Origin of the sequence: Haloferax mediterranei ATCC 33500 (assembly GCF_000306765.2) — an archaeon.
Classification (GTDB): domain Archaea; phylum Halobacteriota; class Halobacteria; order Halobacteriales; family Haloferacaceae; genus Haloferax; species Haloferax mediterranei.
This window is the reverse complement of the sequence record NC_017941.2, coordinates 2,040,698-2,063,730: the sequence shown is the minus strand read 5'-3', so window position 1 is coordinate 2,063,730 and position 23,033 is coordinate 2,040,698. Positions and strand designations below refer to the sequence as shown.

The following is a 23,033-nucleotide window of genomic DNA, read 5'->3' as shown; positions in this document are numbered from 1 at the left end:
CTGTCTCGGTTCCCTGCTGCCGTCCATGACTACCGCTGAGCGGCGAAGACGGCGACGGCGATACCCAAGACGGCCCCGGTGACGGTCCACTCCACCGTGTACCCGACTGTCCCCCCGATTGCCGAGCCAAGTGTAACTCCCCCGACGACGTTCGCCGCGAAGACGAGCGCCAGCCGTATGATTCCGCTCTGGAACATATCGGAACCCGAGGTAGTTTGCGGTCATAGCCTCATCGGTTCCAACACGACGTGCGTCATCACCACACACCTCTTTTTACTAACCCGTACGACGAGAATACAGGTATGACAGTCATTGCGATGTTGAGCGTCGCACCGGTCGTCGAAGACAGTATGGCGGGTGAAGTCGCAAAAGCGGTCGCTGCACTCGACGACTTCGACGTGTCCTACGAGACGAACCCGATGGGGACGGTCATCGAGGCCGACGATATCGACGAACTCCTCGCCGCCGTCGGCGCGGCCCACAAGGCGGTCGACGGCGACCGTGTGAGCACGTTCCTGAAAGTAGACGACAAGCGAACGGTCGACCAGCGCGCCGCAGACAAGGTCGACGCGGTCGAAGAGCATCTCGGACGGGCGGCCAAAGGAGAGCGGGAATAACGCGCTGACGAGGGATTTATCGCCCTCCGAACCGCGGGCTTCGGGGCACGTCCACGCACACCGGAGGGTGGCCGACTGACAAACCCTTTACCTGAAGACGCGCAATCGACCCGCATGGATAGCATCAATCGGATGGCCATCGAACTGGTCGACGAGGCGCTCGACTTCGCCGGTGAACTCGGCATCGAGGGCTACGAACTCGACTCGGGTGCGACGGTCATCGACTTCGGCGTCGACGCCGACGGCGGTGTCGAAGCGGGGATGCTCCTCGCGGAGATTCAGACCGCGGGTCTCGCCACAGTACAGACACGGATGGGTGAGGTCGCAGGGACCCCCCGCCCCTCCGTCGAACTCTCGACAGACCGCCCCGCTCTCGCCCTTCTTTGCTCGCAGAAAGCGGGCTGGGAACTCGTTTTCGACGACTTCGACGGACTCGGCTCTGGCCCCGCCCGCGCACTCGTCGGCGAGGAAGAGGAGTTCCACCACCTCGGCTACTACGACGAGTTCGACCTGACGGCCCTCGCCGTCGAGAGTATCGAACTCCCGACCGACGAAGTCGCAGAGCACGTCGCCGACATGACCGGTCTCGAACCGAGCGCTATCTTCCTCCCGACGTACGCAACCGGGTCGCTCGTCGGAAGCGTCACAGGAGCGGCCCGCGCCGCCGAACTCGCGATGTTCAACCTGTTCGAGGCGGGTTACGAACCAGCGAACGTCATCTCTATCAGCGGTTCCGCCCCGCTTGCCCCTGTCAGTTACGACGAGAGTGTGGCGATGGGCCGAACGAACGACGCCGTCGCCTACGGCGGGCGGGTTCACGTAACCGTCGCCGAGGACTTCGACGAGTTCGACAGCGTCGTCTCCAACGCCGGTGCAGACTACGCCGTCCCGTTCGAGCAACTCTTCGAAGACGCCGACTGGGACTTCGGCGAGGTCGACCCCGACGTGTTCGGTCCCGCACAGGCCACTATCGACGTTATCGACGGGCCGACCTACACGCTCGGTGAGACGGACGAGGATATCCTCGCCGAATCGTTCGGACTGTGAGGCGAAAGCCGGTCCCGCCCGCCCCGGATTCGCTCGACAGACTGTGGGATGCCCACCGCGCCGTCCCGCTGATTCCGGGGTCCGAAGACGACTGTTGCGGCCGAGTAGCAGAGCGACTGGACGTGACACCTGACGAGGGCCGCGACTGGCTGGTATTCTGTCAGTCCCTCGGGCTTGCCCGCGAAGTGAGCCGTGGCTTCGAGCGCGTCCGCGGCGACCGGCAAAAAGAGGAACTCAGAACCGCGTTTGTCGAGCACGTCTTCGGCGCACAGGAGGTTCTCGACGCTCTCGGCGACGACCCGCGTTCGGCAGACGACGTGTTCGAGGCGTTCGAACCGACGGTCCCGAACTGGGAACGACACCGCGACCCCGAAGGCTGGGAGTCTCGCTGGCGCGACCGGGTCGCGCGGCTTCTCGACTGGGCGGTGCTGTTCGGGGTGGCAGCGCAGAAAGACGGCGGGTACGTCGCAGTCGACGCCTAGTTATTCGGCTACTCAGCTATCTAACTAGTCAACCTTCGTCACCGTTCCGACGCCCTTCGACCGACCCTCACGGAAGACGAATCGTTGCCCTTCTTCGACGAAATACGGCCGGAACTTGAATTCGATGCGTGTCTCCCCCGTGTCGCCCGGAAGGAGTTGGCCGCCCTCGGGGTGGAAGATAGCCGCCTCGGAGACGGTTTCGAGGTGGATGACCGGTTCGTAGCCCTCCCGGATTCGCGTCGGGTGGTTCAGCACCATCACTTCGGCTTCGAACTCGCGGACCGCTGTCGGTTCGGCGTCCGCCGGGAGCAACACCATCCCGCGTTCGATTTCGGATTCGCGGACGCCCTTGAGCGCGATACCGACGATTCGACCGGCGTTGGCCCGGTCGACACGGTGGTAGTGCATCTCGATAGAGCGAACTTCGACTTCACGGAACTCCCCATCCGACATCGGTCCCAAGAGGAGCGTATCCCCCGCTTCGACCGCGCCGGAGTTGACCGTGCCGGAGGCGACTGCCCCGACGCCGGTGACCGAGTACGTCCGGTCGATGTACATCTTGAAGTCGCCTTCGGCGGCGCTGCGCTTCGGGAGTGCCTCGAAAAGATGGTCGAGAACCTCCAATCCGTCCATCGTCACGGCGCTTGTCAGTACGAGCGGAACGACGGATTCGCTAATTTCGTCGACCGCGGCGTCGACACCGTGACGTGCGACGCTGAGCGGCGTCCGTCCCACGTCGCGGAGGAGTCGCTCGACCTCGCGTTCGACTTCGTCGACGCGCTCGTCGGTGACGGCGTCGACTTTCGTGATGGCGACGACCGTCGGGAGTTCCATCGCCAGCAAGATGCCGAGGTGTTCGCGGGTCGTCCGCGTCGGGCCGTCGTCGGCGGCGACGACGAGCAACCCGTAGTCGAGTCGCTGACCGACCAGTCCGCGAATCGTCGTCCGGAGCCACGGCTCGTGGCCGACGGTGTCGACGAACGAGACCAATCGGTCCGCCTCTTGGACGATTTGTGCTCGGTCGGATTTGCGGTGGGGATTCCGCATGTGAATCGGTCCGTCCTCGCTGAAGCCGTAGACGGCATACGAGAGGTCCGCGGACAGACCGCGTTCGACCTCGTGGGGCTGCACGTCGAGGAACGAACGCGTCTCGCCGTCTCCGTTGTCGGCTTGTCCCGTCACGAGCGACCCGACGAGGGTCGATTTGCCGTGGTCGACGTGGCCGGCGGTGCCGACGACGATGTGGTCGTCATCGACATCTAGCATCGCACCCTCGCGGATGGTCGCGACCCCGACGAGTCCGCGTTCGGCGGCGTCGCCGACGCCCCACGTCTCTACGTCTTCGATGTGAGCACCTGCCTCCTCGGCGAGCAAGGAGAGCACGTCCATCGTTTCGGAGAAGTCATCGGGGGAGATACCGGCAATGCCCCCGTCGTCGGTGACGCCGACCACGTAGGTGGCGACGCCGTCGCCGGAAAGCACTCGGTGTCGGAGTTGGGCCGCGAGCGACTCCATCCGACCGTCGGACAGGTGAACGGCACGGGTGAGGCGTTCTTTGAACTCGACGCTTCCGCCTTCCTCCTCACCGCGCTCGAGGGCCTCTTCGAGGAGAGACCGATCCACGCTCATGGAAAGCCGTAGGAAACCGACCGTGAAAACGCTTTCCGCGGTAGAGACTACCATGATACAATACCACAATTGAGACGGCGTCGTCTCGAACAGCTATCAGAAATCTGTGAACTGCCTCGGGGTCAAGTCAAGGGTAATCTTCGATTTCTTGTATCCAGCAAATCGCAGCGCGATTTGCGAGACTCCGAGGCACTCGCCTTGTTCCTTCTGTAGACTACTCGGTACGCACAGTTCGTACTTGAAAAGCCGTTCGTAGCCCGTTACTCGAAAAGTAGTTCGCAACCCGTCACTCGGAGAGCCGTTCGTAGGCGCGGTTGACGCGCTTGAACGTCTCTTCGTCGCCCGATTCGGCGTCTGGATGCGTCTCCTTCACTCGCGCTCGGTACGCTCGTTTCACGTCCTCGGAGGAGGCATCGGCGTCGAGACCGAGAGTCCGGAGGGCCTTCTTTCGGCTCATCCCGCGTCGAGGTGGGCGAACCCTGTTCTGGTCAGTACGTGCGCCACTTTGCGGTCCACCCTGTCGTCCGGCGCGCCCGAACCGTCCTGCACCGGGGCCTTCTCGGGGACCACGTCGTGGCCCTGCACCGAACCCGCCGGTTTCGCGCTGCTGTGGGCCGCCACCGCCCGACTGAAAGCCGACCCCGCCAGCATCCGCCTGAACTCGCCGTCTAAACCGTTCTTCGAACCGGCCGCTCACGTCCGAGTACATGAAGTACGTCGTCGCGCCGAAGGGCACAGCTACGAACAACAACAACAGCTGTCGGTAGGCGAATGCCAACACGACGAGGAGCATGGTAATACCCGCGAACACCGCCGCGAGGCCCATGATAAGTCGGTCTCGGTCCACGGACGTAGTTGGTGACGCACGCTGGTAAACGTCCCGCCGAGAGCGGTACAGTCCAGTGCCAGTCTGTGATTTCCGCAGACTTACCGGTACTGGTTCAGCCGCTCTTTGAGTCGCTTCGCCGCCTGTCCCGCAGCCTTGTCGAAGTGTTCTCCCTGGTCTTCGCCGGCGAAGATGATGCCGCGTGAGGAGTTCACGAGACCGACGCCGTCTGCCAGTCCGTACTCGACTGCCGCCTCGGCATCGCCACCCTGTGCGCCGACGCCGGGGACGAGAAACGGCAGGTCGGGGACCTGCTCGCGGAGGTCTTCCAACTCTTCGGGGCCGGTCGCGCCGACGACGAGTCCGACGTTGTCGTTTTCGTTCCAGAGGTCGCAGAGCGCCGCGACGCGCTCGTACAGGGGTTCTCCGGAGGCGAGTTCGAGCGACTGGAGGTCCGCGCTGCCCGGGTTAGAGGTGCGACAGAGGACGAACACGCCCTTGTCCTCGCGGGCGAGGAACGGCTGGATGGAATCGCGGCCCATGTAGGGGTTGACGGTGATGGCATCGGCGTCGTCAAGCAGGTTCGCGTACTGTCGCGTCGTGTTGCCGATGTCGGCGCGCTTGGCGTCGAGGAGGACGGGAACATCCTTTCCGTGTGCGTAGGCGATGGTCTCGCGGAGCGAGCGCCAGCCGTCTTCGTCCTCGTAGAAGGCCGCGTTCGGCTTGTAGGCCGCCGCGTGTTCGTGCGTCGCGTCGATGATGCGGCGGTTGAACGCCCACCGCGGCAGGTCCTCGTCGCGGAGGTGTTCGGGAATCCGGTCGAGGTCGGCGTCGAGTCCGACCGAGACGACACTGTCCACCTTCTCGATGCGGTCCTGAAGGTCGTCAAAGAAGCCCATTGCCCGCGAGTGCGACGACCGTATGTAAGGGGTTTTCCCTTCGTCGCAGCCGGGAAGGTCGCTGGGAACTGTACGCAAGGGAACCGCACACAAGAAAACTCAGATTGGGCGTTCGACAACCCACAACACGCCTGCACCGACCGCAAGAACCCCGCCGAATAGGGCGAGTGCGCCGGTTGGAGAGACCACGTCGGCGACGACACCACCCGCGAGTTCGAACGGAACGACGGCGAGCGAGTAGAGCATCCCGGCGGCGGAGAGGACGGTTGCGCGCCCAACCGAGTCGACACGGTCGTTGATGTACTGGTTTCCGAGGACGCCCGAGACGTTGTTTACGCCGCGAACGACGGCAAATACCGGGAACGCCAGTGGACCGAAGATTGGGAGCACGGCGTAGGACACGGCGACGAGAAGCGGCGAGACGAGGAACCACCGTCGGACGCCGAGTCGGTCGCTAATCCACCCGGAACGGTAGGTTGCCCCCGCCGCGATAATCGAGAAGGCGGCATACGAGGTACTCACGGCCGTATTTGTCGCTGACTCGGGGATACCAAGGTCCACTGCGACAGCACGGAGTATCGGCTGGTCGAGGATGTACGCCATGTTGACGACGCCAAACAGGAGCGCGAAGTAGACCACGAAGCTCCGAAGTGGGGGTTGAGTCAGTCGATTTCGGATGACGCGAATCGCCTTCCGCGGGGTGAAGTCGCCGCCACCGTCACCCGTTTCGGGAACCGAAAGCAGAACCGGAATGCCGAGCGCTGTCACCACTGCGGTGGCGAAGAAGGGAACCGAGTAGTTCGCTACGTCGGCGAGTACGCCGCCAGCGAGTGTCGTCACGGCCCCGATTGCGAGGCCAATTCCGGTGGCTCGCCCGCGAACATTGGCGAACTCGTGTGTCTCGCTCGTTTCCTCCAGTAGGTCGTACAGCCACGCATCGTCGCTGCCCGACCTGAAGGTTTGGCCGATTGCCCACGCGGCGTAGACGACGGCGAACTGGAGAAACGTCTGCGACAGCCCCATCGCAACTGTCGAGATGGCGATGATGGCCGTGCCCAACGACATCGCGGACCGGCGGCCGAGTCGGTCACCGAGGTACCCGGTCGGAATCTCGCCGGCGACCAGCGCGAGCCACCAGATACTGTTGAGCGCACCGACTTCAGCAAACGAGAGACCCTGCGACCTGACGAATAGAATCCAAATCGCCGCGGTAAACGAGACGTACTCAGTCGTCTTGTAGGCGTAATACTTCGCGACCGGAGTCACAGAGAAGTCGCGGACGGTGCGCTGGTCGGTCATCGTGCGACCCACTTTGCACGCGGTTATGAACGTGGCGGTTCGGTGACAGTCAGGGAGGTATCACCCTGTTCTAAACGAGAAATCCGAACTCGGCGCACTGTGTGTGAGCCACCCCATCGAGACGACATCGACGCCGGTCTCCGCGTACGACTGGAGCGTTTCTAGCGTGATACCGCCGCTGGCTTCCGAGATGACATCGTCCGGTAGCCGGGCGACACCTTCGCGGACGCGTTCGGGTGGGAGGTTGTCGAAGAGGACGATATCGGCACCGGCGGCCGCGGCACGCTCGCCCATCTCCGGTGACTCCACTTCGACTTCGAGTTTCGTTGCGAACGATTTCCGTTCGGCGAACCGTCGAACCGCCTGCTCTAATCCGAGTTCCGCGATATGGTTGTCTTTCACCATGACCATCCCGGACAGCGTGAGTCGGTGGGTGTCGCCGCCACCGGCGACGACGGCCCGTTTTTCGACTCCGCGCAGACCGGGCGTCGTCTTCCGGGTTGCAGCAACACGAGCCGAGTTGGATACTTCTCGGACGATGTCGACCGCCTCTCTGGTCGCGGTCGCGACTCCCGAGGCGTGGCCGACGACGTTGGCCGCGGCGCGCTCTCCACGGAAGACGTTCTGTGCATCGCCTGCGGCGCGCAGGACCACGTCGCCAGCGTCGACCGACTCACCGTTTTCGACCGTCCGTTCGGCCTCGACTCCGAGGTAGTCGAAGACCGCGACCGCGGCGTCCAGTCCGGCGACGACCGTCGATTCTTTTGCAACGAGTCGTCCGGTCGTCTCACCGGGAACGTGGTTCGTCACGTCCCGGTGGCCGATATCTTCGGCCAACCATCGTTCGACCGTCTCAGTCGTCAGCACTGGCAGTCACCTCCGAATCGGAGAGCGAGTGACAGCCAGCTGACGGTGCGGATGCGGCGGCGCGGGCGACGAGAAGCGACGAGATACAGGCGTTCCGGAGTTCGTAGAGCGACCTCGAAACGCGAGTTCGGGCGTAGGCGTCGACCTCGCCCTTCAAGCGGCGGAGCCGCAACCGAGCGGTTTCGAGTCCGTCCGGGGTTCGCTCAACGCCGACGAACTCGTCCATCGTCTTGCCGAGGCGAGCAAACTTCGCGTCCGCGAACGCGTCGGGGAGCGCCGGGTCCGAATCTCGCGGCGGCGAATATTCGACGACAGTCGCGTTTCCACGACCTTGCGCTGCCGCCGTCTCGCCAGCGCGGGTGCCCCAGACGAGTCCTTCGAGAAGGCTCGTCGAGGCGAGGCGGTTCGCGCCGTGGACGCCGGTTCGGGCGCACTCACCGGCGGCGAACAGTCGGTCGAGCGAGGTCTGCCCATGCTTGTCGACGGCGATGCCGCCACAGAGGAAGTGCTCGCTCGGAGCGACTGGAATCCCGGCGTCGAGGTCGACGCCGCGGTCGTCGCACAGGTCGGCGAGGTCGGGGAACGCTTCGCGGAAGTCGATGTCGGAGACGTCGAGGACGACTCGGCCGGTTTGGTCGCGGGCGCGAGCGACGGCGCGGGAGACCACGTCGCGGGGTGCGAGTTCGGCGTCCTCGTGGACATCGGGCATGAAGCGCCGACCGTCGGCATCTCGCAGGACAGCACCCTCGCCGCGGACGGCTTCGCTCACGAGGAACGGTTGCGCCGACTCCTCGGCGGACGGGTCGGTTTCCGGGTCGTACGCGGTCGGGTGGAACTGCACGTACTGCATGTCCGAGACGGTCGCACCCGCGAGGGCGGCCATCGCGACGCCGTCTCCGGTCGCGCCCGACGGGTTCGTCGACTGGGCGTAACACGCGCCGATACCGCCGGTTGCGAGGACTGTCGCCCCGGCGAATACGGGTTCGACGCCGTCGTCGGTGAGGACGGTTGCGCCGCGGACGGTGCCTTCGTCGCTCACGAGGTCGAGGACCATCGCGTCGTCGATGATACGCACGCCGTCGTGGTCGGAGAGGTGTTCGAGGAACGGACGGAGGACGTACTTTCCGGTGCTAGCGTCGACGTGGAGGATGCGGCGGTTCGAGTGACCCGCCTCGCGGGCGAGGTCGAAGTCGTCGCCGGCGGTGTCGAACTCCACGCCGAGGGTGTCCAAGAGCACGTTCTCGACGACCTCACGGGCCTCTGAGACGAGCACGTCGACCGCCTCCGGGTCGGCGGTGTCGTCGCTCGCCCGGCGGATATCCTCGGCGAACGCATCGGGTTTCGACTGCGTGACCGCGATGCCGCCTTGCGCCCAGTCGGTGTTCGCGTCTTCGGGTTCGGTTGCTTTCGTGACGACCAGCACGTCCGCACCCTCGCGGAAGGCGGCGAGCGCGGCGGCACACCCGGCGATTCCCGACCCGACGACCAATACGTCGGTCTTCATAGTTCGAGCATGCGGTCGAGTGCGACCGCGGCGAGTTCTTTCTCCTCGGGCGCGACTTCGACGACGTTCGGTTCGCGGCCCGCGGCCAGTTCTTCGAGCACCCACGTCAGGTAGTTGGGGTCGACCTGCCGCATGGCGTTGCAGTCCATACAGGCGTCGCCACAGAGCGGGCGCACGTCGACTTCGGGGTGCCAGCGCGCGAGGTGTCGCGCGAGGTGGACTTCGGTCCCGATGGCCCACGTCTCGCCGGGGTCGGCGTTGGCGATGACATCGCAGATGTGGCTCGTCGAACCGACTTCGTCGGCGGCCGCGACGACGCTCGGGCGGCACTCGGGGTGGACGACGACGTTCGCACCCGCGTCGCGGGCGTCTTCGACGTGGTCGACCTCGAAGCGCTCGTGGACCTGGCAGTAGCCGTCCCAGAGGATGACCTCGGCGTCTTCGAGGTCGGCGTCGTCGAGGCCGGGGAGTTCATCACCCTCGTCGTTCAGTTCTTCCTCCGCCCCTGCGACGCCGCCAGCCCACGGGTCCCACTCGACCACGTTTTCGATGCCGAGGTCGTTGGCCGTGTTGCGTCCGAGATGCTTGTCGGGCAGGAAGAGCACGGCGTCGCCCCGCTCGAAGGCCCACTCGAAGGCGTCGGTGGCGTTCGAGGACGTACAGATGAGACCACCGTGGGAGGCACAAAACGCCTTCAGGTCGGCGTAGGAGTTCATGTACGTCACCGGGATGATGTCTTTCCCGCCGGTTCCGTCGACGAGTTCCTCCCACGCGGAGTCGACCTGTACCGCCTCGGCCATCCCCGCCATCGGACAGGACGCCTCCATCGACGGGAGAATCACCGTCTGGTCGTCGTCGGTGATGATATCCGCACTTTCCGCCATGAACGTCACGCCGCCGAAAACGACGTACTCGGCGTCCGACTCGGCAGCGCGCTTCGAAAGTTCGTAGGAGTCGCCGATGAAGTCCGCGTGCTCGACGATTTCCCGGCGCTGGTAGTTGTGCCCGAGGACGATAACTCGGTCACCGAGTTGTTCACGGGCGGCGGCGATGCGCTGAGAACGTTCTTCCTCGTCGAGGTCTCGGTGGCTCTCCGGAAGCTGCTCGAACGTGTCGTATTTGAACAGACTGAGATCCGACTCGAACCCGACCGACTCTAATTCAACCACGAATTTTCACCACGATTGGCTCACTATCAGTAGGCCATATTGAAAAATATTTTTCTTCAATACTGCTCAAAGAGACGTGGAGTTCTCCTATAGGCCGTATTAGGACGTGATATATGACACGAATCGTTGTTAGGTGGCGAAAAGCAGCGTTCGCTCGTTGAAGAAGAATTTTCTTCAAAATGAGTTGCCGTTTGGTCGCACAGGGTACGTGGGACAGGAGGGACGAACAGAAGTAAGCGAGCTGAAACAGAACGAACGGCACGAGCGAACCAAGCGAGTCGGGCAGAGCAGGCGAGTCGGGCGGAGCAGGCGAGTCGGGCGGAGCAGGCGAGACGGGCGGGACGAGCGAGCGGGGCGCGTTATGCTCGGTCGTTGAAGACGACGCGACCGTCAACGATAGTCAACGAAACGTCGATATCTCGAATCGACGTGGCTTCCCACGGCGACTCGTCGAGGACGACGAGGTCGGCGGCGGTACCGACTTCGATGGTTCCCAGTCGGTCCTCGTCGAATCCGGCGTAAGCGGCCCCGGACGTGTACGCATGAAGCGCTTCGGTCACGGTGAGCGACTGGTCGGGGTTCGGGTGGTCGGTGGCGAGGTCGATACCGAAAAGCGGGCCGAGCGGCATACAGTCGCTCCCGAACGCGAGGTCGACACCAGCGTCGAGCAGGTCGCGGTAGCGGTTCGTCCGGAGGCGTCGGTCGCCGAGTCGGGCATCGTAGAGTCCGTCTTCACCGGCCCACTTCAGGAAATTCGGCTGGACGGAGGCGACGACGCCCAACTCGGCGAACGCTTCGATGGCCTCGTCCGAGGCGAGTTCGACGTGCTCGACACGGTGGCGGGCGGTCTCCGGGTCCGACGTTTCCGCGTAGGCCGAAAGGACAGTGTCGATAGCCACGTCGCCGATAGCGTGGGCAGTGAATTGGTAGCCCGACTCGTCGGCGCCGGCGACCAACTCGCGGAGTTCGTCGGGGGCGACGACCCACTGGCCCGTTCCGCTCTCGTCCTCCTCCGCGGCGTTGGTATCGGCGTCAGTGTACGGTTCGGAGAGCTTCGCGGTTCGGCCGCCGAAGCTTCCGTCGGTGAACGACTTTATCGCGCCGACCTGCACGAGGTCGCTACCGTGGTTCGTCCGCAAGCCAATCTCGCGTAGGGAATCGAGGTGGTCCGACCAGTAGTTGATTCGGACGCGGAGGTCTAACTCGCCCGCGGCGGCGAGGTTGCGGTAGACTTCGGGAGCGCGAGAGCCACGGACCATGTCGTGGACGCCGGTGACTCCGCGGGCGGTCGCGTACTCCTGTGCCGCGCGGACGAGTTTCGTCATCTCCTCACGGTCTGGTTCGGTCGCTTCCCAGAGCACGTCGACCGCCTCCTCGACGACGACCCCCGTCGGCTCGCCACCTTCGGTCTGGACGCCCTCGCTGGGCATCTCGTCGCCGTAGCGGTCGAGGACGACCGAGTTGACGCCGACGGTGTGGAGGTCTTCGCGGAAGGCGACAACTGGAGCCGTTTCGGAGACGGAATCGAGGTCCTCGCGGGTGAGGTAGCGCGATTCGTCCCACGTACTCTCGTCGTAGCCGAACCCGAGCACCCAGTCACCGCCGGACGTTGTCCGACGAGCCTCCGAATCCACGGCGTCGGAGCCACCGTCACTGTCACCAACCTCGGCTGCTCGGTCGCGGAGCAGGTCGACAGCCTCCGCGGCCGAATCAGCTCCCGAGAGGTCGGCGTGGACGAGCGACCGGCCGACCATCGGGAGGTGGGTGTGGGCGTCGATGAATCCGGGGAGGACGACTCGGCCCTCGCAGTCGATGACGGTCGTTTCGACACCAACGAGTAGTTCTACGTCGTAGGCGCGGCCGACGCGGACAATCTCGCCACCGCGGATAGCGACCGCTTCGTGGGTCTCGTCCGGTGATTCGAGGGTGTGTACCTCGGCGTTCGTCAGTACGAGGTCCGCTGCCGCAGTCATACATTCGACCCCGATGCGGGAGGGCAAAATCGTTCGGGAAGGAGCGAAGTCGAGTGCCCGACTCCCAGTTACGACTGTGCCATCCACAGAACCGGAAACCGTTAGGGCCGGCGCGGAAAACGTCGGAGCATGACAGACGCTGCGTCTCTCGCCGACCGCGTTCGAGCGGGCGAACTCCGCCTTCACGAACTCGAAGCACACGCCGATGCCGACACCGCCACTGAGGCTCGCCGCCTCCTCGTCGAAGAGGACACGGGTGCGTCGCTCGACTCGGTCGGGAACTACGGCTTCCCCGCCGAAGACGCCGAGACGGCCATCGAGAACATGGTCGGCACGATTCAGGTACCGATGGGCGTCGCCGGTCCCGTCACCATCGACGGCGGTGCCGCCTCCGGCGAGAAGTACCTCCCGCTCGCAACCACCGAGGGCGCGCTTCTCGCATCCGTCAACCGCGGCTGCTCGGTCATCAACAGCGCCGGCGGCGCGACCGCTCGCGTCCTCAAGTCCGGGATGACCCGCGCGCCGGTCTTCCGCGTCGCCGACGTCGCCGAGGCCGAAGCCCTCGTCTCGTGGACCCGCGACAACTTCGAGGCGCTGAAAGACGCCGCCGAGGAGACGACGAACCACGGCGAACTCCTCGACGTGACGCCCTACGTCGTCGGCAACTCAGTCTACCTGCGCTTCCGCTACGACACGAAGGACGCCATGGGGATGAACATGGTGACCATCGCCACGGGTGCGGCGTGTGACCTCGTCGAAGAAGAGACGACCGCCTCCCTCGTCGCCCTCTCGGGCAACCTCTGTACCGACAAGAAGCCCGCCGCCATCAACGCCGTCGAAGGCCGCGGCCGCAGCGTCACCGCCGACGTGCGCATCCCGCGGGAAGTCGTCGAAGAGCGCCTCCACACGACGCCCGAGGCCATCGCGGAACTCAACACGCGCAAGAACCTCATCGGCTCGGCGAAGGCCGCGAGCCTCGGCTTCAACGCCCACGTCGCAAACGTCGTCGCCGCGATGTTCCTCGCTACCGGGCAGGACGAAGCGCAGGTCGTCGAGGGCGCGAACGCCATCACGACCGCCGAGGTACAGGAGGGCGTCTCCGAGTCGGGGGACTCGGAGGCTCACCGGACGGAGTCCGGTGGCGACCTCTACGTCTCCGTCTCTATCGCCTCGCTCGAAGTCGGCACCGTCGGCGGCGGGACGAAGCTCCCGACCCAAGCCGAAGGCCTCGACATCCTCGGCGTCCGCGGCGGCGGCGACCCGGCGGGTTCGAACGCCGACGCGCTCGCGGAAGCAATCGCCGTCGGCTCGCTCGCTGGCGAACTCTCACTTCTCTCCGCGCTCGCCTCGCGGCACCTCTCCAGCGCGCACGCCGACCTCGGTCGGTAAGGCGGCGTAGGAGGCTACTCGGCGGAACAGCCACAACAGCCACCGAGAACAGACACGCCGCGTGTACTCGGTCGTTCGACGCGGGGTCACCCCGAAAAAGTATTGAGAAGATACCATATCGTGTCGGTTCTCAAAACTATACATAGGATTTACATTTGTCGATAGTGCGCGCTGCCCCGAGTGTGACAAGCGAATAACTACCGACGATAAAGTCGGATTCCTGCGAATAAGCGAAAGTAGCACTGGCTCTTCCGAGTTGGTTGTTTGCCCGCACTGCGAACGGGTGATTGGTGGCATTGCGACGGCCGCCTACGATAGCATTCTGTTCTGAGGGCGGCGACGAGGACATGGTACAGAACCGGTCTGATTGAACGCGTTCGGGAGAGATTCCAGTCCGAGCAGCACTCCGAACAGCACACATCTGCGTCTTTACTTTCACTCGGCGTATGATTTTGAATCGGCGGCCGTGAGTGCTTTACAGCCCATTGGTCAGCTAAATTGGTAGTCTCTCGTCCACTTTCACTTTCACTCCGCATCCGTGGCTCGGTTTTACTCCCGTCCCGGCAGAACGATTAAAATGCGTCCGTCGGGGGGCACCCGCGGGCGTGTCCACATCCCATCCCCTCCCATGTCTGTCCCTCGCCTCAGCACCGGCACAGAATCGTCCGACGAACACGACGAGGTGCGGCGACTCGCCCTCGCGCTCAAGTTGGTGAAGCTGACGTTGGGAATCGTCGCGTCCGGTCTGACGGTCGCAAAACTCCTCGGTGTACTCTGAGTCCACCCACCGAACTACCGAACCACCGAGTCGCCGCTGGTCAGAGCAAGCGGTGTCGACCCCGCGATTCCGACACTTCTCCGCGCCGTCGGAGTTTGTCGAGGAGGTCGCGAGCGCGCTCTTCCGGGACGCCTCGGTCGCTCGCGGCGGCGACGATTTCCTCCTCAGTCGGTCGGTCGCCGTCCTGAATCGCCTCGCGGACGATGGTCAAGCGGTCGGCCGACCCCGTCGCCGAATTTCGACCCTGTGTTGCCTTCTCGCCCGCCTCGAACACCTCGTCGGCGTCGAGACCCGACCCTTCGAGATATTCGCGGTCGTCGACGCCCGATTCGTCGACCTGCCGGTCGAGTTCCGAGACGTGTGCAACCTCCGCGAACGCCTCACTGTCGCCGTGCTTCTTCGCCAAGAGGGCCGAGCGCGCCTGTCTGGCGGCGTCCCGGTCCTCCGACTCGAAAAAGTGCCTGAGTTTCTTCGTCTGGTGTCGCCTGCCGCAGCGCGGACACGTCGCTGTCTTCGACTCTCGTGGGTCCGAGAGCAACCACATGTTCGCACAGTCCGTACACCCCACGACCGCGTACATAGCCGTGCATTTCGCCGCTTCGAATTTGAACGTTCGGGACCTGCTGAGAGGAAACTCTTAGGAGAAAGCATTTATCAAGGGAGTATCACTACTCACTTGACAGTAGTCCCCAACTATGCCCTCTCCCCGCGTATATCCTCCATGGACAGCGTCCAGCACGTCGAACACACCACCCACGGAAGCGAGCCACAGGTGACCATGAATCGCCGCGAACTCGCACGCAAGCCGTGGCTCTGGGTATTCGTCGGTGTCTGGGCGGTCTTCGTCAGCGCGCTCCACTTCGGAGGTCTCGCGTACGATATTTACACGAAACTCTGGTGGTGGGACCTTCTCACCCATACGCTCTCCGGATTCGGCGTCGCAGGCGTCCTGTTCCTGGTCTTTCCGCGACTATTCGAGGATACTCGCGCGCCGGTGGTCGTCGGCACTCTCATCCTCGCTATCGGCGCAGGATTCGAGGTGTACGAATACCTGTTCAAGGACTTCTGGTACGGCTGGTCGATGGCGTACTACGTCGAAGACACTCTCGTCGACCTCGTCGTCGACGTTCTCGGCGGACTCGTGTTCGTCGCCTTCGTCAACAGTCTCACCAGACGGCCCACGGTCGCGGTCGGTTCGAAACTGGAGGCGGCTTCAACAGAACCATCCAAACGACTCCGGTCCGATGGCGGCGAGCAACCGCAGTCTGAGACCGACTGAGTCGGCCGTTCGGACTGACTCTCGGCTGAAACTCGGTTGCGTGGGATATTAATTTAAGCCGGAACCTGTTTTCCCCGGGAGTAACGTACATATTACAGATTCTCCATTACTCTTCTATGCGACCGTTTGTCAATACCACTCAGAGTCAGATGCAATGCAGCTCGCTCAGCGCACAGCGCTTGCTCCGACTCGAATGCTGAGGCGGGTGTGGGACGAGATGGTGCTCTCGCGGTGGGAGGACCGTCCACGAGAGATGGCCGTCGTCGCCGTGTGGGGTACCCTCGTGACCGCGACGCACTTTACGAGCATGGCGCTGTTCCTCTACACCCGCATCTGGTGGTGGGACATCTTCGTCCACGCCGCATCCGGGTTCGGCGTTGCGGCGGTGCTGTACGTCCTCGAACCGCGACTGCTTCGGTCGCGTCTCGCGCTTCTCGTCGTCCTTCCGATGGCCGTCGCCGCCATCGGGACGTGGTTCGAGGTGTACGAGCGACTCTTCACCGACTTCTGGGTCAATTGGTCGCTCTCGTTCTATCTCGAAGACACGGGTATCGACATCGTCGCCGACACTGCCGGTGCTGTCGTCTTCGGTATCGTTCGGCCGCTGTGGGACCGGGTTGCGACGTTACGGCGGGACCCGAACCGGCTGTGAAAGCGGAGAAATTGAGGCCAGAAACAGCCTCTGAAGGGAGTTCGTTGGCTTACGCGAGTTCGTGAATAGTGGCCGAGCAAAGCTCGGCAGACCCACGAATTAGTTTACGCTAATTCGTGAATATTTTCGACGACCTTGTCCGCGTACTCGCTCGTTGCGAGCTTGTTGCCGCCTTCGATCTGGCGGTGGAGGTCGTACGTGACGTCGCCCTCGGAGATGGTCTTCTCGACGGCGTCGCGGATGAGCTTGCCGGCGTCCTTCCAGCCCATGTACTCGAACATGAGACGGCCGGAGAGAATCATCGCGGTCGGGTTGACCTTGTCCTCGCCTGCGTACTTGGGCGCGGAGCCGTGGACCGGCTCTGCGAGACAGAGGCCCTCACCGAAGTTCGCGCCGGGTGCGATGCCGAGACCACCAATCTGTGCGCCGGCGGCGTCGGACATGTAGTCGCCGTTGAGGTTCATCGTGGCGATGACGTCGTAGTCGGCGGTGCGGGTGAGAAGCTGCTGGAGCATGTTGTCGGCGATGCGGTCCTTGACGACAATCTTGTCCTCGGGACGCTCGCCGTCGTACTCCTCCCAAAGTTCGTCTTCGGTGATGGTGACGTCGCCGAACTCCTCTTCTGCGAGTTCGTAGCCCCAGTCACGGAAGGCACCCTCGGTGAACTTCATGATGTTACCCTTGTGGACGAGGGTGACGGAGGGACGGTCGTTCTCGATGGCGTACTCGATTGCCTCGCGGACGAGACGCTTCGTCCCGAACTCGGTGATGGGCTTGATGCCGATGCCGACGGGACCGTCGTGGATGACGCCCTCTGCGCCCATCTCGTCTTCGACGAACTCCTTGACCTGCTGGACTTCGTCGGTACCGGCTTCCCACTCGATGCCGGCGTACACGTCTTCGGTGTTCTCACGGAACGTGACCATATCCATCGCCGAGGGGTTCTTGACCGGCGACGGGACACCGTCGAGGTGGTAGGTCGGACGGACGTTCGCGTAGAGGTCGAGCTTTTTGCGGAGCGCGACGTTGAGCGAGCGGAAGCCTGCACCGACCGGCGTCGTGAGCGGGCCCTTGATGGCGACGCGGTGGTCGCGGATGGCGCTGACCGTGTCTACGGGAAGGTTTTCGTCGTACTTGTCGCGGGCAGATGAACCGGCGTAGACTCGCATCCAGGATACAGAACGCCCCGTTGCCTCTGCGGCAGCGTCGAGGACCTTCTGTGCGGCCGGGCCGACGTCAGTTCCGATTCCGTCCCCGTGAATAATCGGAATAATCGGGTTGTCAGGAACAGAGAGTTCACCCGTTTCTTCATCGACCGTGATTTTCTCGCCGTCTGCAGGAACCTCAATCTGGTCGTAGCTCATGAACAATGAGGGATTTTGAGTACGATGTAAAAGTCCTGCCGTTCTCTCCGCCGATTCGCAAATCTCGCCTGAACACGGCTCGTTCGATACGTTTACACAGACCCTCCGATAGCACCCTCGTATGCGTATTATCGTTCACGGTGGCGCGGGCGAGATTCCCGACGAACCGGAGCCACGGCAGGACGTTCTCGACGAAGCAGCAAACGCCGGCGTCGCCGAGTCGGACCCGCTTTCTGCGGTCGAATCTGCGGTACGTGTTCTCGAATCGAACCGCCGCTTCAACGCCGGTGTCGGCGGCGCGGTGCAGTCGGATGGCGTCGTCCGAACCGATGCCGGAATTATGCTGAGCGACCGGCAGGCGGGCGCTGCGTCGGGGATGACCGGTGTCGAACACGCCGTCTCAGTCGCTCGGGCGGTCCTCGAAGAGACGCCGCACGTCCTCCTGTCGGGTGAACCGGCAGTGGACTTCGCCGCCGACGTGGGCGTCGAAACGGGCGTCGACCTGTTTACCGAGGATACCCGCGAGCGCTGGGAGGCGGCCGATGCGCCCGAGGGTTCGCCCACGGAGCACCTCTCGTGGCTCGCCGACCGCTTCGGTGGCAGTACGAGTGACCCGACAGCGAAAGCGAGCGACGGATGCCTCTCTCCCGGCAGTCTCGACCGCTCGGCGCACGACGCTGACCTCCCCGGCCACGATACGGTCGGCGCGGTTGCCACGGACGGCGAGACGTTCGCCTCCGCGACTTCGACCGGCGGCCGCTGGTTCGCACTCGCCGGACGCGTCGGCGACGTGCCGCAAATCGGCTCCGGCTTCTACGCTTCTCCCGCGGGCGGCGCGTCCACGACGGGCGCGGGCGAAGACATCGCTCGCGTGACGCTCGCTCGCCGAGCAGTCCGCCACGTCGAACGCGGCTGTGACGCACAGACCGCCGCAGACCTCGCGATTCAAGAGTTCGGCGAGCTCACCGGCTCGTCCGCGGGCGTCATCCTCCTCGACGACGAGGGATTCGGTTCGGCGTTCAACGCCGACGAAATGCAGACGAGCACGGCGTCTCGGTAGGCTGTCACTCGGGATGTCCACCGGGTGTGGAGACGATGCCACACAGCCAAGCAATTCGTTTTTGTAACCGTGACGGATACAAGTATGTATGAGCGAGACCGACCCCGACTACATTACCATCTATTCGGACTACGTCTGTCCGTTTTGCTACCTCGGCCGCGAGTCGCTAAAGCGCTATCAGGAGACGCGAGAAGACGAACTGGACATCGACTGGCACCCGTTCGACCTCCGAAGCCACAAACGACGACCCGACGGGAGCATCGACTTCTCCGTCGATGACGGGAAAGACGACGAGTATTTCGAACAGGCGAAACAGGGCGTCCGACGGCTACAGGAAAAGTACGGCGTCGACATGACGTTAGACATTGCCACCGATATCGACTCACTCCCGGCGCAGGTGGCCTCGTACTACGTCAAGCAACACTACGATACCGAGACGTGGCTGGCGTTCGACGTGTCCATCTTCGACGCACTCTGGCAGGACGGTGCGGATATCGGCGACGAAGAACTGTTGGTCGAACTCGCCGAGGATGCAGGCATCGAGGGGGACGAGATTCGCTCTGCACTCGACGACGACGCACTTTTCGAGGAAGTCCACGAGCAGTTCGCCGAGGCGCAGCGCCACGGCGTGACGGGTGTGCCGACGTTCGCCTACGACGGCTACGCCGCTCGCGGTGCCGTCCCACCGGAACAGCTAGAACGACTGGTCGAAGGGTTCTGACGACACCAAATCGGGGTCGGCGCAACCAGAGCACTCACCCGAGGTGCTTCTCGAACCAGTTGGCGGCGAAGTCGGCGACTTCGTCCAGTTCGCCGGGACCTTCGAACAGGTGACCCGCGCCGGGCACGGTTTCTAACGACTTCTCACAGTCGAGTTGAGTGAGCGCCTCGCGGTTGAGTTCGAGCACTTGCTCGTCCGCGCCACCGACGATGAACAGCGTGGGTGCGGACACGTCACCGAGTCGAGATTCGGCGAGGTCGACGCGGCCGCCGCGCGAGACGACGGCACCCGCCTGTTCTCCGAGGTCGGCCGCCGCACGAAGGGCCGCCGCTGCACCCGTGCTCGAACCGAAGTAGCCGTATTCGAGGTCCGCGGTCTCGTCGCGTTCACGGAGCCATTCGGTCGCGCCGAGAAGGCGCTCTGTCAAAAGCGGGATGTCGAACCGGTTTTCGTAGACTTGGTCTTCTCTTTCCGTCAGGAGGTCGAACAAGAGCGTCCCGACCCCGTGGTCGCGGATGACCTCCGCAACGAAGTTGTTTCGCGGACTCTTCCGACTGCTTCCGCTTCCATGGGCGAACACCACGAGTCCCGACGCACCGTCAGGAACCCTGAGGTCGCCTTCTAACTCCACGTCATCGACGGGTATCGAGACGAGGGTTGGACCAGTGTCAGCCATGGCTAAGAGTACTCGCCCGAGTGGCTTAGAACTGTGTGTAGATTGTCTAGTTCGAGTGAATTCAGTACTTTGAGACTTCTGAGAGACAGCATTCTATAGTAGCGTTTGCAACTGGAGACACATCCGATTGCACGACAGCGGTCGGGCGAGTGTCCACTGACTTGCAAACGCTACTATAGTCTCTGCAAATATCTAGGCTGGTCGTCATGGGAAGCATCGACTTCGACCACGGCGCTGTGTGTGCTCGGATTCAGACGAGCGCGGGTTGGCCCGGCTCGAGAATCTTTGAGTCCTTGCGCGACTCGTGGGTGACTTCCACATCGACGGAGACGAGTTCGTTCGCGTGGAAGTCGTAGGCCGTGAGTTCGCCGCCGTAGACCGCGCCAGTGTCGAGGCCCATCGCGTACTCGAAGACCGCCGGATGTGCCATCACAGTGTGGCCGAAAAAGACGCGGTCGGGACCCTCGTAGTGTTCGAACCAGAAGGGACCGTCGTAGCTGTCGCCGGGGTTCATCGCACGGGTGGTTTCGAGGTCGTCTACGTCGTGCTCATCGAGCGGCTTTTCGGGGTGGACACCGCCGTGGACGACGAGCGCGCCGTCCCACGAGATGGCGACTGGAAGGCCCTCAATCCACGCAAGGTCGTCATCCGTGAGCGAGTCTACCTCCTTCGTGCCCCGGATGAGTTTTTCCTCGTTGTTGCCGCGGACAGTCAGGAAATTGTCGCGCCCGCGGACGTAGTCGATAACACCTTTGCTGTCCGGGCCCTTCCGAACGAGGTCGCCGACGAAGACGACGAGGTCGTCGTCCGAGGGTTCGAGACGGCCGACGAGTCGTTCGAGCGTAGAGAGACACCCGTGTACGTCGCCGACGACGTACACGTCGTCCCAGTCGTCGATATCGACTCGAAGGTGCTGTTCGGCGACGTCGGGGTGGAAGGATGGAACACTCATGTGGGCGCTGACTCTTTGATTATTCGGGAGTGGGGCGGTAGAAAGGGTTGCTAGTTGCTGAGGATTGACCTATATAGACAGGGGAACAAGAGGAGCGTCCCGAGACAACCCGAGACAGACCAAAGCGAGGCGTTTCGGAGCAACGACTGAGTCAGACTTTCGGCGACGGCGTCGCGTCCACACCCTCACGTATCCCGCAATCGCTTTCCGGCGGGACCGCAAAGTCGCGGTCATGAGTATCGGACCCCTCGACGACGAGACGGTCGAAAAGTATCAGAAGGCAGGGGAGGTCCTCCGCACGGTGATGGACGAGTCGGCCGAGATGGTCGAACCGGGCGTCACCCACCTCGAAGTGGCCGAGTACGCGGAAGAGCGAATCCGCGAACTCGCCGACGGCTGTGCGTTCCCGGCCAACATCAGCATCAACGAAGAAGCGTCTCACGCGAGTCCCGGCCGCGACGACGACACGGTCTTCGGCGAGGACATGGTCTGTCTGGACCTCGGCGTCCACGTCGACGGCTACATCGCCGACTCGGCCGTAACCGTCGACCTTTCCGGCAACGACGAACTCGTCGAGTCCGCAGAGGAGGCACTCGACGCCGCCCTCGATATGGTCGAGGCTGGCGCACACACGGGGAAGATTGGTGCCGAAATCGAAGACGTGATTCGCGGTTACGGCTACACGCCGGTGCTCAATCTCTCCGGTCACGGCGTCGAGCAGTGGGACGCACACACCGACCCGACCATCCCGAACCGCGGCGCAGACCGCGGCGTCGAACTCGAAGTCGGCGACGTCGTCGCCATCGAGCCGTTCGCAACTGACGGCTCCGGAAAGGTCACCGAAGGCTCGAAAAACGAGATTTACAGCCTCGTCAACGACCGCTCGGTCCGCGACCGAATGTCGCGGCAACTCCTCGACGAAGTGCGCGATAAGTACAAACTGCTCCCCTTCGCGGCCCGTTGGTTCGACGGCGGGCGCTCCGAGATGGCTATCCGTCGCCTCGAACAGCAGGGCGTCCTCCGCGGCTACCCCGTCCTGAAGGAAGAAGAGGGTGCGATGGTCGGACAGGCCGAACATACCGTCATCGTCACCGAAGACGGCTACGAGAACATCACGAAGTAATCGCTCGGCCGAGGACCGCCCCTATTCGAGCGCAGACCGAGGACCGAAACTGCTTGCATCCCTCGGGCCATTCTCCCGCCATGGACCAACTGTTCGCGCCGTGGCGCATCGAGTGGGTCGCCCGCGACGACGACCAGGACGCGGCCGACGCCGACGACTCGGACGACGACAACTGTCCCTTCTGTGCGCTCCCCGAGCGCGACGACGACGACGAGAGCAAAATCGTCGCCCGCTCCGAACACTCGTTCGTCCTCCTCAACAACTACCCGTACGCCCCCGGCCACGTGATGGTCATTCCGTACCGTCACACCGGGGACTTCGCCGACCTCTCGGACGAAGAACTCCTCGACCACGCCCGACTCAAATCACGGACGCTCGCCGCTCTCGATGCCGCGTTCGACCCCGACGGGTTCAACACAGGCGAAAACCTCGGCGGGTCGGCCGCCGGCGGTTCTATCGACGACCACCTTCACACCCACGTCGTCCCGCGGTGGAACGGAGACACCAACTTCATGCCAATCATCTCGGATACGAAAGTGCTCGTGCAGGCGCTGGACGACAGTTACGAACAACTCTCTGACGCCTTCGCGGGTCTCGATGGAGCCGTCACGGACGGCGACAATGACGCGGTTTTCTTTGAATTAGACTGAATCTAAAACACTTGTGAAACACGACTAAACGGTCGCTATCGCCCGAAGAGCATTTCAACCCGTGTCTCGAAGGCCAC

General features: G+C 63.4%; 24 protein-coding genes. 11 read left to right on the top strand and 13 right to left on the bottom strand.

Annotation, left to right across the window (positions count from 1 at the left end; translation table 11 throughout):
• Positions 1–29 precede the first annotated feature (29 nt).
• Positions 30–197: a hypothetical protein gene (locus tag HFX_RS20060; protein ID WP_169330958.1), complete on the bottom strand. Its 168-nt coding sequence runs from the start codon at positions 195–197 to the stop codon at positions 30–32.
• 105 nt (positions 198–302) lie between these two features.
• Between HFX_RS20060 and HFX_RS10525 the strand changes: the two genes are divergently transcribed.
• The 3 genes from HFX_RS10525 (at position 303) to HFX_RS10515 (ending at position 2,146) form a co-directional block, all read left to right on the top strand.
• Positions 303–617 carry an MTH1187 family thiamine-binding protein gene (locus HFX_RS10525; protein ID WP_004060059.1) on the top strand — a complete coding sequence of 105 codons (315 nt, stop codon included), beginning with the start codon at positions 303–305 and terminating at the stop codon, positions 615–617.
• Positions 618–731: 114 nt separating this feature from the next.
• The gene (mch, locus tag HFX_RS10520; protein ID WP_004060061.1) at positions 732–1,664 is read left to right on the top strand and encodes a methenyltetrahydromethanopterin cyclohydrolase; all 933 of its coding nucleotides are present in this window, start codon (positions 732–734) and stop codon (positions 1,662–1,664) included.
• A complete protein-coding gene (locus tag HFX_RS10515) occupies positions 1,661–2,146 on the top strand; it encodes a hypothetical protein (protein WP_004060063.1) in 486 nt (161 codons plus the stop codon). Before mch ends, HFX_RS10515 begins: the two co-directional genes overlap by 4 nt.
• 24 nt (positions 2,147–2,170) lie before the next feature.
• Here HFX_RS10515 and HFX_RS10510 read toward each other — a convergent pair whose 3' ends face one another.
• The 8 genes from HFX_RS10510 to HFX_RS10475 all read right to left on the bottom strand — a co-directional run bounded on the left by HFX_RS10510 (position 2,171) and on the right by HFX_RS10475 (position 12,312).
• Positions 2,171–3,775 carry a GTPBP1 family GTP-binding protein gene (locus tag HFX_RS10510; RefSeq protein WP_004060065.1) on the bottom strand — a complete coding sequence of 535 codons (1,605 nt, stop codon included), beginning with the start codon at positions 3,773–3,775 and terminating at the stop codon, positions 2,171–2,173.
• A 286-nt stretch (positions 3,776–4,061) separates the two neighbouring features.
• Complete coding sequence (locus tag HFX_RS10505) at positions 4,062–4,622, bottom strand: J domain-containing protein (protein ID WP_014732529.1); 561 nt, start codon at positions 4,620–4,622, stop codon at positions 4,062–4,064.
• A gap of 80 nt (positions 4,623–4,702) precedes the next feature.
• Positions 4,703–5,500, bottom strand: coding sequence for an orotidine-5'-phosphate decarboxylase (gene pyrF / locus HFX_RS10500; RefSeq protein WP_004060069.1), 798 nt, complete (start codon positions 5,498–5,500; stop codon positions 4,703–4,705).
• A gap of 99 nt (positions 5,501–5,599) precedes the next feature.
• Positions 5,600–6,799, bottom strand: coding sequence for an MFS transporter (locus HFX_RS10495; protein ID WP_004060071.1), 1,200 nt, complete (start codon positions 6,797–6,799; stop codon positions 5,600–5,602).
• A gap of 60 nt (positions 6,800–6,859) precedes the next feature.
• Positions 6,860–7,666, bottom strand: coding sequence for a carboxylating nicotinate-nucleotide diphosphorylase (gene nadC / locus HFX_RS10490; protein WP_004060073.1), 807 nt, complete (start codon positions 7,664–7,666; stop codon positions 6,860–6,862).
• Positions 7,653–9,170 carry an L-aspartate oxidase gene (locus HFX_RS10485; protein WP_004060075.1) on the bottom strand — a complete coding sequence of 506 codons (1,518 nt, stop codon included), beginning with the start codon at positions 9,168–9,170 and terminating at the stop codon, positions 7,653–7,655. Before HFX_RS10485 ends, nadC begins: the two co-directional genes overlap by 14 nt.
• The gene (gene nadA / locus HFX_RS10480; protein WP_004060077.1) at positions 9,167–10,339 is read right to left on the bottom strand and encodes a quinolinate synthase NadA; all 1,173 of its coding nucleotides are present in this window, start codon (positions 10,337–10,339) and stop codon (positions 9,167–9,169) included. Before nadA ends, HFX_RS10485 begins: the two co-directional genes overlap by 4 nt.
• 359 nt (positions 10,340–10,698) lie before the next feature.
• Positions 10,699–12,312, bottom strand: a complete 1,614-nt coding sequence (locus HFX_RS10475) for an amidohydrolase (protein ID WP_004060078.1) — start codon at positions 12,310–12,312, stop codon at positions 10,699–10,701.
• 129 nt (positions 12,313–12,441) lie between these two features.
• Here HFX_RS10475 and hmgA point away from each other — a divergent pair, with 129 nt between their 5' ends.
• Both hmgA and HFX_RS19695 read left to right on the top strand, forming a co-directional pair.
• Positions 12,442–13,701: a hydroxymethylglutaryl-CoA reductase (NADPH) gene (hmgA, locus tag HFX_RS10470; RefSeq protein ID WP_004060079.1), complete on the top strand. Its 1,260-nt coding sequence runs from the start codon at positions 12,442–12,444 to the stop codon at positions 13,699–13,701.
• 577 nt (positions 13,702–14,278) lie between these two features.
• Positions 14,279–14,479: a hypothetical protein gene (locus HFX_RS19695; protein ID WP_137685677.1), complete on the top strand. Its 201-nt coding sequence runs from the start codon at positions 14,279–14,281 to the stop codon at positions 14,477–14,479.
• A gap of 40 nt (positions 14,480–14,519) precedes the next feature.
• Here the strand turns inward: HFX_RS19695 and HFX_RS10465 are convergent, their stop codons facing one another.
• On the bottom strand, positions 14,520–15,059 hold the full coding sequence (locus tag HFX_RS10465; RefSeq protein ID WP_004060080.1) for a DUF5817 domain-containing protein: 540 nt from the start codon (positions 15,057–15,059) through the stop codon (positions 14,520–14,522).
• Between the two features lie 198 nt (positions 15,060–15,257).
• Here HFX_RS10465 and HFX_RS10460 point away from each other — a divergent pair, with 198 nt between their 5' ends.
• Together HFX_RS10460 and HFX_RS10455 are read left to right on the top strand one after the other, a co-directional pair.
• Entirely contained in the window at positions 15,258–15,758 is a 501-nt protein-coding gene (locus HFX_RS10460) for a hypothetical protein (RefSeq protein ID WP_179955380.1), read from the top strand.
• A 193-nt stretch (positions 15,759–15,951) separates the two neighbouring features.
• Positions 15,952–16,410 carry a hypothetical protein gene (locus HFX_RS10455; RefSeq protein ID WP_049917510.1) on the top strand — a complete coding sequence of 153 codons (459 nt, stop codon included), beginning with the start codon at positions 15,952–15,954 and terminating at the stop codon, positions 16,408–16,410.
• A 104-nt stretch (positions 16,411–16,514) separates the two neighbouring features.
• Here HFX_RS10455 and icd read toward each other — a convergent pair whose 3' ends face one another.
• Positions 16,515–17,774 carry an isocitrate dehydrogenase (NADP(+)) gene (icd, locus tag HFX_RS10450; RefSeq protein ID WP_004060084.1) on the bottom strand — a complete coding sequence of 420 codons (1,260 nt, stop codon included), beginning with the start codon at positions 17,772–17,774 and terminating at the stop codon, positions 16,515–16,517.
• A 121-nt stretch (positions 17,775–17,895) separates the two neighbouring features.
• Here icd and HFX_RS10445 point away from each other — a divergent pair, with 121 nt between their 5' ends.
• Both HFX_RS10445 and HFX_RS10440 read left to right on the top strand, forming a co-directional pair.
• Entirely contained in the window at positions 17,896–18,834 is a 939-nt protein-coding gene (locus HFX_RS10445) for an isoaspartyl peptidase/L-asparaginase (RefSeq protein WP_004060086.1), read from the top strand.
• An 88-nt stretch (positions 18,835–18,922) separates the two neighbouring features.
• Positions 18,923–19,555: a DsbA family oxidoreductase gene (locus tag HFX_RS10440; protein ID WP_004060088.1), complete on the top strand. Its 633-nt coding sequence runs from the start codon at positions 18,923–18,925 to the stop codon at positions 19,553–19,555.
• Between the two features lie 34 nt (positions 19,556–19,589).
• On the opposite strand, the gene HFX_RS10435 is transcribed toward HFX_RS10440, so the two are convergent.
• Entirely contained in the window at positions 19,590–20,231 is a 642-nt protein-coding gene (locus HFX_RS10435) for a dienelactone hydrolase family protein (protein WP_004060090.1), read from the bottom strand.
• Positions 20,232–20,481: 250 nt separating this feature from the next.
• Positions 20,482–21,183 (bottom strand): metallophosphoesterase family protein, encoded by a 702-nt coding sequence (locus tag HFX_RS10430; protein ID WP_004060091.1) that lies wholly within the window; start codon positions 21,181–21,183, stop codon positions 20,482–20,484.
• Between the two features lie 232 nt (positions 21,184–21,415).
• Here HFX_RS10430 and map point away from each other — a divergent pair, with 232 nt between their 5' ends.
• On the top strand, positions 21,416–22,306 hold the full coding sequence (map, locus tag HFX_RS10425; RefSeq protein ID WP_004060093.1) for a type II methionyl aminopeptidase: 891 nt from the start codon (positions 21,416–21,418) through the stop codon (positions 22,304–22,306).
• 80 nt (positions 22,307–22,386) lie between these two features.
• Positions 22,387–22,956: an HIT family protein gene (locus HFX_RS10420; protein ID WP_004060095.1), complete on the top strand. Its 570-nt coding sequence runs from the start codon at positions 22,387–22,389 to the stop codon at positions 22,954–22,956.
• Positions 22,957–23,033: the final 77 nt, after the last annotated feature.